The sequence below is a fragment of the uncultured Megamonas sp. genome (assembly GCF_958438645.1).
In the GTDB taxonomy this organism is placed as follows: domain Bacteria; phylum Bacillota; class Negativicutes; order Selenomonadales; family Selenomonadaceae; genus Megamonas.
Genome location: NZ_CAUBSM010000003.1, coordinates 83,795 through 97,007 on the forward strand (window position 1 = coordinate 83,795; position 13,213 = coordinate 97,007).

General features: G+C 31.6%; 13 protein-coding genes. 4 read left to right on the plus strand and 9 right to left on the minus strand.

Features of this window, described 5'->3' with window-relative positions; genetic code table 11:
* Nucleotides 1-31: 31 nt before the first annotated feature.
* From Q5I67_RS03690 to recJ, 9 genes are all read right to left on the minus strand, one after another.
* Nucleotides 32-604: a Fe-S-containing hydro-lyase gene (locus Q5I67_RS03690; RefSeq protein ID WP_015563110.1), complete on the minus strand. Its 573-nt coding sequence runs from the start codon at nucleotides 602-604 to the stop codon at nucleotides 32-34.
* 22 nt (nucleotides 605-626) lie between these two features.
* Nucleotides 627-1,469, minus strand: a complete 843-nt coding sequence (locus tag Q5I67_RS03695; RefSeq protein ID WP_296898687.1) for a fumarate hydratase — start codon at nucleotides 1,467-1,469, stop codon at nucleotides 627-629.
* A gap of 476 nt (nucleotides 1,470-1,945) precedes the next feature.
* Nucleotides 1,946-2,422 carry a metallophosphoesterase gene (locus Q5I67_RS03700; protein WP_302486392.1) on the minus strand — a complete coding sequence of 159 codons (477 nt, stop codon included), beginning with the start codon at nucleotides 2,420-2,422 and terminating at the stop codon, nucleotides 1,946-1,948.
* Nucleotides 2,419-3,015: an XTP/dITP diphosphatase gene (locus tag Q5I67_RS03705; RefSeq protein ID WP_302486488.1), complete on the minus strand. Its 597-nt coding sequence runs from the start codon at nucleotides 3,013-3,015 to the stop codon at nucleotides 2,419-2,421. The genes Q5I67_RS03700 and Q5I67_RS03705 overlap by 4 nt, the downstream gene beginning before the upstream one ends.
* Nucleotides 3,015-3,761 carry a ribonuclease PH gene (gene rph / locus Q5I67_RS03710; protein ID WP_296898683.1) on the minus strand — a complete coding sequence of 249 codons (747 nt, stop codon included), beginning with the start codon at nucleotides 3,759-3,761 and terminating at the stop codon, nucleotides 3,015-3,017. Before rph ends, Q5I67_RS03705 begins: the two co-directional genes overlap by 1 nt.
* 39 nt (nucleotides 3,762-3,800) lie before the next feature.
* A complete protein-coding gene (gene ruvX, locus Q5I67_RS03715) occupies nucleotides 3,801-4,214 on the minus strand; it encodes a Holliday junction resolvase RuvX (protein ID WP_296898681.1) in 414 nt (137 codons plus the stop codon).
* 6 nt (nucleotides 4,215-4,220) lie between these two features.
* A complete protein-coding gene (locus Q5I67_RS03720) occupies nucleotides 4,221-4,496 on the minus strand; it encodes an IreB family regulatory phosphoprotein (protein ID WP_008537248.1) in 276 nt (91 codons plus the stop codon).
* 176 nt (nucleotides 4,497-4,672) lie between these two features.
* Complete coding sequence (gene alaS / locus Q5I67_RS03725; protein WP_302486393.1) at nucleotides 4,673-7,291, minus strand: alanine--tRNA ligase; 2,619 nt, start codon at nucleotides 7,289-7,291, stop codon at nucleotides 4,673-4,675.
* A gap of 107 nt (nucleotides 7,292-7,398) precedes the next feature.
* Complete coding sequence (recJ, locus tag Q5I67_RS03730; protein ID WP_302486394.1) at nucleotides 7,399-9,387, minus strand: single-stranded-DNA-specific exonuclease RecJ; 1,989 nt, start codon at nucleotides 9,385-9,387, stop codon at nucleotides 7,399-7,401.
* Between the two features lie 285 nt (nucleotides 9,388-9,672).
* Here recJ and Q5I67_RS03735 point away from each other — a divergent pair, with 285 nt between their 5' ends.
* The 4 genes from Q5I67_RS03735 to tilS all read left to right on the plus strand — a co-directional run bounded on the left by Q5I67_RS03735 (nucleotide 9,673) and on the right by tilS (nucleotide 13,202).
* Nucleotides 9,673-10,800, plus strand: a complete 1,128-nt coding sequence (locus Q5I67_RS03735; protein ID WP_302486395.1) for a glycosyltransferase — start codon at nucleotides 9,673-9,675, stop codon at nucleotides 10,798-10,800.
* Nucleotides 10,801-10,881: 81 nt separating this feature from the next.
* Nucleotides 10,882-11,115, plus strand: a complete 234-nt coding sequence (locus Q5I67_RS03740) for a septum formation initiator family protein (RefSeq protein ID WP_296922949.1) — start codon at nucleotides 10,882-10,884, stop codon at nucleotides 11,113-11,115.
* Between the two features lie 92 nt (nucleotides 11,116-11,207).
* The gene (locus tag Q5I67_RS03745) at nucleotides 11,208-11,669 is read left to right on the plus strand and encodes a S1 domain-containing RNA-binding protein (RefSeq protein ID WP_296897493.1); all 462 of its coding nucleotides are present in this window, start codon (nucleotides 11,208-11,210) and stop codon (nucleotides 11,667-11,669) included.
* Nucleotides 11,670-11,747: 78 nt separating this feature from the next.
* Nucleotides 11,748-13,202, plus strand: coding sequence for a tRNA lysidine(34) synthetase TilS (gene tilS / locus Q5I67_RS03750; protein ID WP_302486396.1), 1,455 nt, complete (start codon nucleotides 11,748-11,750; stop codon nucleotides 13,200-13,202).
* Nucleotides 13,203-13,213 lie beyond the last annotated feature (11 nt).

Consider the following 13,213-nt stretch of genomic DNA (forward strand, 5'->3'; position numbering starts at 1 on the left):
GTAATAAAGGAGCTCAGGATTTTGTAAAATATTAGAGTTTGTCCATATCTAATGTACGATATGGAGCTTGGCCCATTTCATAGAAATTATTGCCTTCAGAGTCAATAACTACGATTGCAGGGAAATCTTCTACAGTAAGAGCTGCAAGTGCTTCTGGACCAAGTTCTGGATAAGCAATTACTTCATATTTTTTTACGCATTTGGAAATAAGTGCAGCAGCACCACCAACAGCGGCAAAATAAGTAACACCATTTTTCTTCATGGATTCAATAACGGCTTTATCACGAGAACCTTTACCAATCATACCTTTAATACCTTGTTCAAGCATTGTAGGAGTATAAGCATCCATACGACCGGAAGTTGTAGGACCGCAAGATCCAATTGGATTACCAGGTTTTGCTGGAGTTGGTCCGAGATAATAAACGATTTGATTATTCCAGTCAATTGGAAGTTTTTCACCACGAGCAAGTGCTTCTGTCATAACTTTATGAGCAGCATCACGTGCACTATAGATAACGCCAGAAATAAGAACGCTATCGCCTACTTTTAATTTACGAGACTGTTCTTCAGTCAAAGGTGTTGTAATGCGAATTTTATCAGCCATTTAAATGTACCTCCCGAATAAATTATAATACGCGTTTAGAATGACGGCATGCATGGCAACAAATTGTTACAGCTACAGGAAGGCCAGCAATATGAGTAGGACCCCATTCGATATTAACAGCAAGAGCACTTGTTGTACCACCAAGCTGTGGACCAATACCTGTTTGGTTGATCAATTCTAAAAGTTCTTCTTCAAGTTTTGCATATTCAGGATGAGCATTACGAACATTTGTTGGACGAAGTAATGCTTTTTTAGACATAACAGCTGCACGGTCCATAGTACCACCAATACCAATACCAACAACCATTGGTGGACAAGGATTACAACTAGCATGGAGAATAATATCCATAACTGCTTTTTTTACACCTTTTACACCATCTGCTGGTACAAGCATTTTTAAACCAGATTTGTTTTCGCTACCAAATCCTTTTGGTTCAACTTGAATAGTTAATTTATCACCAGGAACAACTTCTGTGTAAATAACTGCAGGTGTATTATTTTGAGTATTTTTACGGTCAAAAAGTGGTTCTGCAACAACAGATTTACGTAAGTAACCTTCAGTATAACCTTTTGCTACACCAGCATTGATAGCATCATTTAAGTTGCCACCTTCAATGTGAACATCTTGACCTAATTCAACGAAAACAATAGTCATACCAGTATCTTGACAAATAGGTCTGTCTTCTTCTCTTGCAATTTTTGCATTTGTGATAATTTGGTCGAGAACTTCTCGTCCTACTGGAGATTTTTCACTTAGTCTACCTTTTTCTAATGCGGCAAACACATCTCCTGGTAAATAGTAGGCAGCTTCTTTACACATCTGTGCTACTTCTTGAGTGATTTGTTCTGCTTGAATTGTACGCACCATAACCCCTCCAATGGATTAAAATATTTCGTCATTGTTTAAAATTAAACTTCCTGAAATAAATAGGCAATCCCCATTAATGACTAATGGTTTAGGACAACATTTTACCTAATAATATTATTATATTTATTTTTTAAGTAAAAATTTTTAAATAAATAAAAATTTATTTATTTTGAGATCTGCCCTATCTCTAATAAATTAACTCTCACCACTAAATATAGTGGTGGGGGATTTATAACGAACAATTAAGATTTAAACATCTTCATGTAATGAAAATTTTAGCATATTTTTAAATCTCTTTCAACACCTAAAATGGCTAAAAGCCTTAATATTATTAAAGTTGAAGGCTATTCACTTTTATGAATAAAATGTATTTATATGTCAAAAGTAAGCAATTATTATTTATTTTAATATATACGTTTATTAAATAAATCGAAAAAGTTATTATAAACATTTATATTAGATATAAACAATTTTTATTTTAAAAATATGCGTTCTATTTCAATTTTTCCTTGATCGATAGTTGCTATCATAAAAGATGGATTTAAGCTATCTCTTGGTTCAGAAACACTGCCAGGATTAATGATTATTTTGTCATCTATATGTTCTTCTTTGCCTACATGACTATGACCATATATTATTAAATCGGCATTTAATGGACATGCTCTTTCATATAATGGTTTAGTACTCCATTTAACATTATATTTGTGACCATGTGTTAAAAAAATTTTCTTATCAGCAATATTTACTAAAAGCTCCTGCGGTTTATCAATAAACCAATCTATATTACCTGGAACAGCAAACACTTTTTTTTGAGATACATTTTCTAAATATTCAGCATCCTCTATGCTATCACCAGCATGAAACCAACAATCTACATCATCAGCAAGACAAATGGCTTCATCTATAGCATTTAAATCATGATGACTATCACTCATAATTCCTATTTTCATTTTAAATATTCACCTAGTTGGTTTTCCATTTCACGTAGTGCTTTTCCGCGATGACTAATTTTATTTTTTTCTTCTATACTTAATTGTGCCATAGTCTTTTGCAAATTAGGAACAAAAAAATATGGATCGTAACCAAAACCATTGTTGCCTTGAGCAAAAATGCGAATAATACCTTCGCATTTTTGAGTACAAGTTAATATTTTTCCATTAATATCTACAAATACCAATGAACAAACATACTGTGCTGGTGATTGTTCTACGTTTTTCTTTTGTAATTCTTCAATCATTTTTTTATTATTAGCTAAATCATCTGCATGATAACCAGCAAATCTAGCTGAATAAATACCAGGGGCACCATCTAAGATATCAATTGTTAAGCCTGAATCATCTGCTAGACAAGCATAACCTGTTTGCTTTACATAAAATTTTGCTTTTTTTATAGCATTTTCTTCAAAAGTATTGCCATCTTCAATAGCGTCTGGTAAAGAACCAAATTCACTTAAAGAATGAAGTTCTACAGGTAAATTTTTGAAAGCATGAATCATTTCTTTGACTTTACCTTGGTTTTTTGTAGCTACGATAATCTTCTTCATCATGGAATCCTTCCTATCTTCCAAACTAAATCATTACCTAAAATATCTTTTTCATAAGAAATCAATTCATCTATACCCTTTTGAGCATAGGAAAGCATTTTATGAAATTGTTCATGTGTAAATGGATGTTTTTCTCCAGTTCCTTGGATTTCTATAAATTGTCCTTCGCCAGTCATAACAACATTCATATCAGCTATAGCAGTAGAATCTTCTTCATAGCATAAATCTAAAATTGGCTCATTATCTTTAGAAATTCCTACACTTATAGCGGCTATGAAATCTTTTAATGGAAAAGGTTTTTTAGGATCATAAATTGTGGATAATGCTTCAGCTAATGCCACGAAAGCTCCAGTAATGGAAGCAGTTCGCGTTCCTCCATCAGCTTGAATTACATCACAATCAATGATAACGGTTCTTTCGCCTAATGCTTTAAAATCCATTACACTGCGTAATGAACGTCCAATAAGACGTTGAATTTCTTGTGTTCTGCCATTTTGTCTACCTCGAGAAGCTTCTCGAGGTGAACGAGTTAATGTTGCAGATGGAAGCAAGGAATATTCCGCATTTAACCAACCTGTGCCACTACCACGTAAAAAAGAAGGTACACCATCTTGAATAGTAGCTGCACAAATCACTTTAGTATTTCCTGTTTCGATTAAAACAGAGCCAGCTGGATATTTTTGAAAGTATTTTGTTATTTTAAAACGACGCAATTGGTCTGCATTTCGTCTATCAATTCTAGTCATATAAATAAAAAGTCTCCAAATGAAATCATAAAATTTAAGTTATTTTAAACTATCAAGATAGCCCTGTAAAATAAATACAGCAGCCATTTTATCAATAACTTTTTTGCGTTTTGCACGACTGACATCAGCTTCTAATAAATAACGGTCAGCAGCAACAGTAGATAAACGTTCATCCCAAAAGATAATTTCAGCATCAGGAATATCTTCTAGGATTTTATCTGTAAAATGTTTTACAATATCGCATCGTTCGCCAACTGTACCATTCATATTTTTAGGTAAGCCAACGACAAATTTTTTAGTTTCATATTGTTTGCTCAATTCACGAATACGAGCTAAATCATGTTTATAAGATTTACGGCGGATGGTTTCTACACCTTGTGCCGTAAATAAAAGTTCATCGCTAACTGCAATACCGACTGTTCTATCGCCAATATCAAGGGACAGTATTCTCATAAATATTTATTCACCTTTTTTTATATTCTCATTGTTTTCTAAGTAGAAACGAACAAGTTCTTCTAATAATTCATCTCGTCCTAATCTACGAATTTCATTTCTAGCATTTTTATTGCTAGTGATATAAGCTGGATCATCAGATAAAAGATAGCCAACTAACTGATTGATTGGACTGTAACCTTTCTCAAGCATTGCACGACAGGATAAGCAAAGTGCTTTTGCCGCTTTATCATCATCTGCACCAAAATTAAACATCATAGTTTCATCTTTAATATTGGACATAATAATCACCTCAAAATATCTATATTTATATAGTAGATTAATCTATGTACTAATTATAACAAAAAATTAATCTTAAAAACAGTAATTGTTTTTATTAAGCATACATCTATAATAAATATATTTAAAACAAAAAAGAGGCTGATTATCAGCCTCTTATCTTTTAAATAAAATATAATTTATTTAATTTGAGATTGAATTATTTCATGAGCTTTAGCAAATGCTTCATTTAATTTTTCTGGTTGTTTACCACCGGCTTGAGCCATATCAGGACGGCCACCACCATTACCACCAGTAACCATAGCTACTTCTTTTATGATTTTGCCAGCATGAAGACCACGTGCTACGCCATCTTTGTTAGCTTTTACAACGAAGTTAACTTTATCATTGATTACAGCACCAAGAACAACTACACCAGCTTTATCAAATTTGTTGCAAAGTAAATCTGCACTATTACGAAGTTCATCCATGTTAGCAGCTTGAATTTTACCAACAATTACATTAACACCATTATATTCTTTTAATGCCATTAATAATTTATTGGAATCAGCTTTAGCACGTTCAGCTTGAACTTTAGCAATTTCAGCTTTTATTTCTTTATTTTCTTGAAGAAGGTTTGCAATTTTATCGCAAAGATTGCTTTCGTTAGTTTTTAAAGTTGTTATAGCTGTCTGTAAAAGTTTAGCTTTAGCATTCATATAATCAATAGCAGCTTTACCAGTGATAGCTTCAATACGTCTAACGCCAGCAGCTACACCAGATTCACCGATGATTTTGAACATGCCGATTTGACCGATATTTTTAACATGGCTACCACCGCAAAGTTCCATACTGAAATCTGGTACAGTAACTACGCGAACGATATCACCATATTTTTCACCAAATAATGCCATAGCACCAGCTTTTTTAGCATCTTCTTGGTTCATATGAGTGATTTCGACATCTTTACCTTTTAAGATTTCAGCATTTACCATTTCTTCTACTTGTTGTAATTGTTCAGCATTAATTGGTTCAAAGCTAGAGAAGTCAAAGCGTAAATGATGAGCATTTACTGCAGAACCAGCCTGATTGATATGATTGCCTACAACACGTTTTAAAGCAGCTTGTAAAAGATGTGTTGCTGTATGGTTACGTGCAGAAGCGAGTTTATTTTCCATATCTACAGTTATTTCTACAGTATCGCCAATACGAAGACTACCTTCTGTTACATGAACGATATTATATACGGAACCATCAGGTAATTTTTTAGTATCGATAACTTGAGCTTTACCCATATCTGTTTTTAAGCTACCGATATCACCTTCTTGTCCGCCACCTTCAGCATAAAATGGAGTAACGTCTAAGATAATACCAGCTTCATCGCCGTCTTCAAGGCTATCTGTAGTTTTAGCATCTTTCCAAATGCAAACAATTTTTGCTTGGCGAGCATTTTCATCAATTTTAAGTTCGCCGATGTTGCTATCACGTAAATCAGGAATATCCATACGTTTATTTTCGCCACGAGCATTACGTGCACGAGTACGTTGTTCATCCATAGCTTTATCAAAAGCTTCTTTATCTAAAGTCATATTGTTTTCATGAAGAATTTCATCTGTTAATTCCCATGGGAAACCATAAGTATCATAGAGTTTGAAGCCAACTTCGCCATCAAGTACAGTTTTATTTTCAGCTTTTAATTTTTCGATTTCAGCATTTAATAAGTCCATACCTTGAGTAAGTGTAGTAGCGAAGCGATCTTCTTCTAAGCTGATTACTTTTTTGATATAATCTTTTCTATTTGTGAGTTCATCATAAACACCACTGTAGATTTCAGCAACTACATCAACGGCACCAGCTAAGAATTTATCTTCAATGCCAAGCATACGAGCATGACGTACAGCACGACGTAATAAACGACGAAGTACATAGCCACGACCTTCATTAGAAGGTAGTATACCATCCATAACCATGAAGGAAATACTTCTAGCATGGTCAGCAATAACTTTTAAAGAAATATCTGTTTCTTTATCTTTGCCATATTCTTTATTGGCAACTTTGCTAGCATATTCAATGATAGGGAACATTAAATCTGTTTCAAAGTTGGAAGGTTTATTTTGTAATACTGAAGCAAGACGTTCAAGACCACAACCTGTATCAATGTTTTTATGTACAAGTGGATTATATTTGCCATCTTCAGTACGATCATATTGAGTGAATACAAGGTTCCAGATTTCAAGATAACGGTCGCAATCACAGCCAACGCCACAAGTAGGGCTACCACAGCCACGTTCTTCACCGAGATCAATGAAAATTTCAGAGTCAGGACCGCATGGACCAGTACCGATTTCCCAGAAATTATCTTCTAATTTAACGATATGTTCTGGATTGATATCTGTTTCTGTTGTCCAAATTTTGTATGCTTCATCATCATCAGGATAGATTGTAGCCCAAAGTTTATCTTTTGGAAGTTCCAATTCTCCAGTTAAGAATTCCCAAGCCCATTTAATAGCATCATATTTGAAATAATCACCAAAAGAGAAATTACCAAGCATTTCAAAATAAGTATGGTGACGAGCTGTACGACCTACGTTTTCAATATCACCAGTACGTACGCAACGTTGACTTGTAGTGATACGTGTACGAGGTGGAGTCATTTTTCCTGTGAAATAAGCTTTAAAAGGAGCCATACCAGCACCAATCATCAATAAACTAGGGTCATCTTTTGGAATTAAAGATGCACTAGGAAGTTCCAAATGTCCATTTTTGACAAAAAAGTCAAGGTATCTTCTACGGAGTTCTTTTCCGCTCATGTACTTCAAACTAATCTACCTCCAATATTTTCAGTTAAAAATTTGATTTATTTCTAATAAAAAAAACTTCTATAATTATATATAATAAATTATTTCAAGTCAATTTATCAAGGTATTTAAAGCTTTTGTAAATTAAATCGTTTAGCAAAAGTTTGTGATTTTCGTATATCCAATTTTTGTTGTGGCAATGCCAATAAATATATTTTATCTTGTTTTACATTTAAAATAGCTATTTCTTCTAAGATAATTAAACATTGCTTTAAAGCATGATCAGATAAATAAATATTATAAAGTTGTTTCAATAGATTTTGACATTCTTCAACAAAAAAAATATTTTTTCCTGTTATTTTCTCTTGTCTACGTAAGCAAAGATAGATTTTACCTATAATATCATATGGTGGGAACTCCTCTAAATATGAAATTTTATGCTTGCTTAAACGTAAATCATTTAATTTAAATTGTAGATAAGTACGGTCATTCCAGTGATTTAATTCTGGTTGAAATAAAATATCCACATATTTATCTATAATATTATCAGCAAAATCTGCCATATGCCAGCCAACAGCACTATATTGCACATCTTTATAATTAAAATTAAAACGAAGGTGATTATTTTCTCTTCCCATTTTCATGGCTTTTGTTACTAAAAGATTTTGACATACAAATAGCGGTTTAGGATTTCCCATACCGAATGGTTCAAGAAGGGATAATTCTTCGATAAAATCTAAAGTTATATCCTGCGGAGTAAGTACATTTTCTACTTGATATATCGGTATTAAGTCTTCTGGGGATAAATTTTCTTCAGCATATATTTGCATATGTGAGATAAAATCATCTAATTTAGCCAAATCAATCGTAAAGCCTGCTGCTTTTGAATGACCACCATAAACCATTAAATCCTGTTCACAATAAGTTAAAGCATTTTTCATATGAAATCCATCAATACTGCGACAAGAGGCTTTACCAATATGATCTTTTGTAGCGATGATTATTATTGGTCGATAATATTTTTCTTGGAGGCGAGAAGCTGCTATACCGATGACACCTTCATGCCAATTTTCGCCTACAACTATGATTACTTTATTTTCTTGAAGATGATTTTGTTCGATTTTTATAATTGCTTCATGAAAAATATCTTCGATAATTTCTTGACGTTGTCTATTTTCATCATCTAAATATAATGCTTTTTCATGAGCGATATTTTTATCAACAGCTAATAATAATTCAACGGCAATACTGGCATGAGTCAATCTTCCAGCGGCATTTAGACGAGGTGCTACACCAAATCCAATATGACCAGTATTAATTGCTGTTTCATCATAGTTACAAATATCAATTAAAGTCTTTATACCTAAATTTTGAATATTAGCTAAACCTTTTTTGACAATACGTCTATTTTCGTCAATTAAAGGAACTATATCTGCTACTGTACCTAAAGCGACTATATCTAGATAGTTTTCTAATTCTTCAATATTTTTGCCTAGGCTTTGATATATTCCTTGGCAAAGTTTAAAAGCGACACCTACTCCACAAAGATTTTTATTGGGATAATTACATTGTATCTGTGTAGGATTGATAACTGCTAATGCTTCTGGCAATATTTCTCGTGGTAAGTGATGATCTGTGATGATTATATCTATTTTGTCTTTAGCATATGCTACTTCTTCTAAGGCTGTAATGCCACAATCTACAGTGATTAACAAATCATATTTAGGTATTAATTTTTCCAAAGACTCTATATGCAAACCATATCCTTCACTATGACGATCAGGTAAATAATAATCAATTTGAAAACCTAATTTGGTAAAAACTTTCATCAAAAGAGCAGTAGAGCTTACGCCATCGACATCATAATCTCCATAGATACAAATTTTTTCTTTATTTTTTAAAGCTAATAATAATCGTTCACAAGCTTTTTGCATATCTTTTAATAAAAAAGGATCATGATAGGGTATGTTTTCAGGGTGTAGGAAGATATTTGCAGATTTTACATCTAAATTTTTTTTAGTTAAGATTTCCGCTAAACTAGATGATATATGCAATTCTTTGGCTAAAGTCATTTGCTTTTTTTCATCAATAGGAAGCATTTCCCATCGTTTATTCATAAATTGATAAAACCTCCTTTTTATTTTTTTTATAAAACTCATAGATAAAATTTAATTACTTTTTACAAGTAATTAATTGTTATTTGTTTTACAGTATAAAATGAATATGATAAAATGTAAATTATTATAAAAAATACATAACATTAATGCGTATTTAATGTATAAATATTATTAAATTAATTTATATTAAAAATATTAAAGGTAGTTTTTACTACTAAAATCGACAAATTACTCTGATTTTTGATGATAATTTTTTAGAGTAATTAAAAGCTGGAGGATAAAAATATGTCAGGTAAAAATATTCTTGTTGTTACAGCGTCAATGGGGTCTGGTCATAATAAGGCTGCCAATGCTGTTGCGGAGGCGATAAAAAGAAAATATCCTACCAATAAAGTAAATGTAATTGACTTTATGTCAACCGAAACAGCCTATTTTAATAGTTTAGTCAAAGATATATATTTAAAAATGTTAGATCATACACCTAGTGTATATGAATTTTTTTATAAATTTACTTCTGATTCCACTAAAGGTAGCACTATACAATCTGTATTTGCTCATGCCATGAAAAAAGATATGCGTGAACTTATCAAGAAATATGAAGCAGATATGGTGATTTGCACGCATCCATTTCCTTGTGCAGCAGCCTCTTATTTGAAACAAACAGGTGAAATTAATATTCCTTTAATTACTGTAATGACGGATTTTTGTGTACATCAATTTTGGTTATATAAAAATATAGATATTTATTTTACTGCTAATGATTTGTTAAAAAGAGATATGGTAAATCAAGGCCTATTAGAAGAACGTATTTTTTCCACGGGAATTCCAGTTGGTTATAATTTTCGTCTAGATTATGATAGAAAAGATTTATTAGCTAAATTTAAATTAGATGAAGATAAACCTGTGGCATTATTAATGGGTGGCGGTCTTGGTCTAGGTGGCGTAAAAAATGCTCTTTATCAACTAGAACGCTTGAAAAAAGATATTCAAATCCTTGTCATCACAGGTGCTAATGTATCTTTATGGTCAGAAATGAATGAATATGCTCAGCATTCTAAACATAAGGTTTTCGTTTGGGGTTATTCCCATAATATACAAGAATTCATGTCTGTAGCTACATTTTTAATCAGTAAACCAGGAGCACTCACCATCAGTGAAGCATTGACAAGAGAATTGCCGATGATATTGCATGATCCTATACCAGGACCTGAAATGGATAATGCAAAATTTGTTTCTGATAATGGTGCAGCTATTTGGGTAAAACATCAAGATACTTTAGATGCTGTAGTTCGTGAGGTTTTATCAGACGCAACTATCTTGCCAAAACTCAGAGCAAATGCTAAAATGCTAAAAAAACCATATGCTTCTGATAATATAGCAGATATTATCGCCAATATGCTAGGATTAGAATAAAGAAAGATTTTATAATAATCGATAGGTGAAGACATGATTAGAAAAATAATAGAAAGATTTATTATTTTTTCCTTTGTTATAATGATTGTTTACTTGGGTTTTATTATCATAAAACAAGAAATGTATTTAAGCCAAGTAAAAGATCAAACCATCATAGCTGAGGAACGTTTAAATAAAGCTAAACAGATAAACGAAGAATTAACCACAGAAAAAAATAAGTTGAATACAACTGAATATATAGAAAAAGTTGCACGTGAAGAATTAGGAATGACAAAACCAGGAGAAGTGCCATATATTTCTGAAGAAAAAGAATAACATTTTGTTGACACTATTTGTTTTGCAAGGTTATAATAATAAAAGCTTAAAGCTAATTATGCTAATGATCTTAAGGAGGACATAAAAGTAGTATGTCAATCGAAGTTGGCAATATCTTAGAAGGTGTTGTAACAGGTATTACTAAATTTGGCGCTTTTGTTGAGTTACCTGGAGGAAAAGTTGGTTTAGTACATATCTCTGAAGTTGCAGATGTTTACGTTAAAGATGTAAATGACTTTTTGAAAGAAAAAGACAAAGTTAAAGTCAAAGTACTAAGTGTTGATGACCATGGAAAAATAGGTTTATCTATTAAACAATTACAGGAGAAGAAAGTCGAAGAACAAAATACTCGTCCTGCACAGAGTAATAATTATCGTCCTGCTCCTCGTAAGCAATTTAATAATGATTTCCGTAAACACAATAATAGCGGCGCTTCTTTTGAAGATAAATTATCCAAGTTTTTAAAAGATAGTGATGAAAAACTTACTGATTTACGTCGTAAGACAGATTCTAAACGTGGTGGCCGTGGTGGCGGTTCTCGTAAATATGAATAAAACTAAGAAGCACTCTTTAATTTTTTAAAGAGTGCTTTTTGTTAATCGTTAAATAATTTATAATTTGAGGTATCTTTTATGAGCGAAATTGCAATTGATATGGATATAACAAAAATAATAAATAAAGTAGAAAAATTTGCTAATGAATGTAATTTATTTAAACCTCATGATAAATTATTGATTGCCTGTTCGGGTGGCCCTGATTCTATAGCTCTTGTGGATATCTTATTAAAACTTCGTATAAAATATGAATTAGATATTATTGTGGCTCATGCTGAACATGGTATTCGCAAGGAAAGCTCTTTAAATGATGCTCAATATGTAAAAACATATTGCGAACAAAGAAATATTCCATTTTTTATGGAACATTTAAATGTTTTAAAGCATCTAAAAACAGAAAAATTATCTGTAGAAACTTTGGCTAGAAAATTGCGATATCAATTTTTACGCAAGATAGCCAAAAGGGAAAATGCTACAAAAATAGTTACAGCTCATCATCTAAATGATCAAGCAGAAACTGTACTACAACATCTACTAAGAGGTGCTGGCCCTGCTGGTCTCAGTGGAATGAAAGCTGTAAATGGTGATATTATCAGACCTTTTCTTTGCTTATATCGTAAGGAAATAGAAGAGTATTGCTCAGTTGAAAATCTAAATCCTTGTTTGGACGAAACAAATAATAGTTTAGATTATGAACGCAATCGAATTCGTTTAGATTTGTTGCCTAGATTAGAAGAATATAATCCTCAGATAGTGACAGCTATCTGTAATAGTGCTAAAATTATTGCACAAGAGCATGATTTTATAGATTATTATGTTAAAGATTTCTATACACAAAAAACGAATGTCAATATAAATGAGCAAAATAATACTGAAATTACAATTGGTATTTCAGATTTAAAAAAAGAGCATAAAGCCATTAGAACAGCTCTATATAGATATATCATTCAAAAACTTCAAAGTAATTTAGAAAATATTAGTTTTGTGCATATTGATAAAATCGATAAGTTTTTATACAATGGACATACTAGTTCAGTATTGCAATTACCTCAAAATTTATATGTAAATATAAGTTATGATCAATTTATTTTCACTAAACAAAATACTAATTTAAATAAATCGATTGAAAAAGAGCAAAATCTTTCACTAAAAATAGATTTAAGTTTACTTTTTGGTCAAAAAGAAATAAAATTGCCTTATGAACAATCTTTAATAATTGAGAAGGTAGATAAATTAATTAAATTATCTGGTCGAAATCATTGTTTTATTGATATGGATAAAATAAATGGAGATTTGCATATTCGTACTAGAAAAAATGGTGATAGAATTACTCCTAAGGGAATGCAAGGTAGTAAAAAAATCAAAGATATTTTGATTGATAGAAAAATTCCAGCAAAAGATAGAGATAAAATACCTTTGATTTGCGATGAAAAGGGAATTATTTGGATAGCTGGTATTCAACAAGATGCTCATTATCTAATAAATAAAGATAGTAAACATATACTATATTTAAAATTAAAAAATAATAATTAGGTGGTTTTAAA

Coding starts and splice junctions, on each gene's coding strand:
- tilS (WP_302486396.1), top strand. CDS start 11,748: ATGAGCGAAATTGCAATTGATATGGATATAACAAAAATAATAAATAAA.
- Q5I67_RS03740 (WP_296922949.1), top strand. CDS start 10,882: ATGATTGTTTACTTGGGTTTTATTATCATAAAACAAGAAATGTATTTA.
- Q5I67_RS03735 (WP_302486395.1), top strand. CDS start 9,673: ATGTCAGGTAAAAATATTCTTGTTGTTACAGCGTCAATGGGGTCTGGT.
- Q5I67_RS03690 (WP_015563110.1), bottom strand. CDS start 604: ATGGCTGATAAAATTCGCATTACAACACCTTTGACTGAAGAACAGTCT.
- Q5I67_RS03720 (WP_008537248.1), bottom strand. CDS start 4,496: ATGTCCAATATTAAAGATGAAACTATGATGTTTAATTTTGGTGCAGAT.
- Q5I67_RS03745 (WP_296897493.1), top strand. CDS start 11,208: ATGTCAATCGAAGTTGGCAATATCTTAGAAGGTGTTGTAACAGGTATT.
- Q5I67_RS03700 (WP_302486392.1), bottom strand. CDS start 2,422: ATGAAAATAGGAATTATGAGTGATAGTCATCATGATTTAAATGCTATA.
- ruvX (WP_296898681.1), bottom strand. CDS start 4,214: ATGAGAATACTGTCCCTTGATATTGGCGATAGAACAGTCGGTATTGCA.
- Q5I67_RS03705 (WP_302486488.1), bottom strand. CDS start 3,015: ATGAAGAAGATTATCGTAGCTACAAAAAACCAAGGTAAAGTCAAAGAA.
- rph (WP_296898683.1), bottom strand. CDS start 3,761: ATGACTAGAATTGATAGACGAAATGCAGACCAATTGCGTCGTTTTAAA.
- recJ (WP_302486394.1), bottom strand. CDS start 9,387: ATGAATAAACGATGGGAAATGCTTCCTATTGATGAAAAAAAGCAAATG.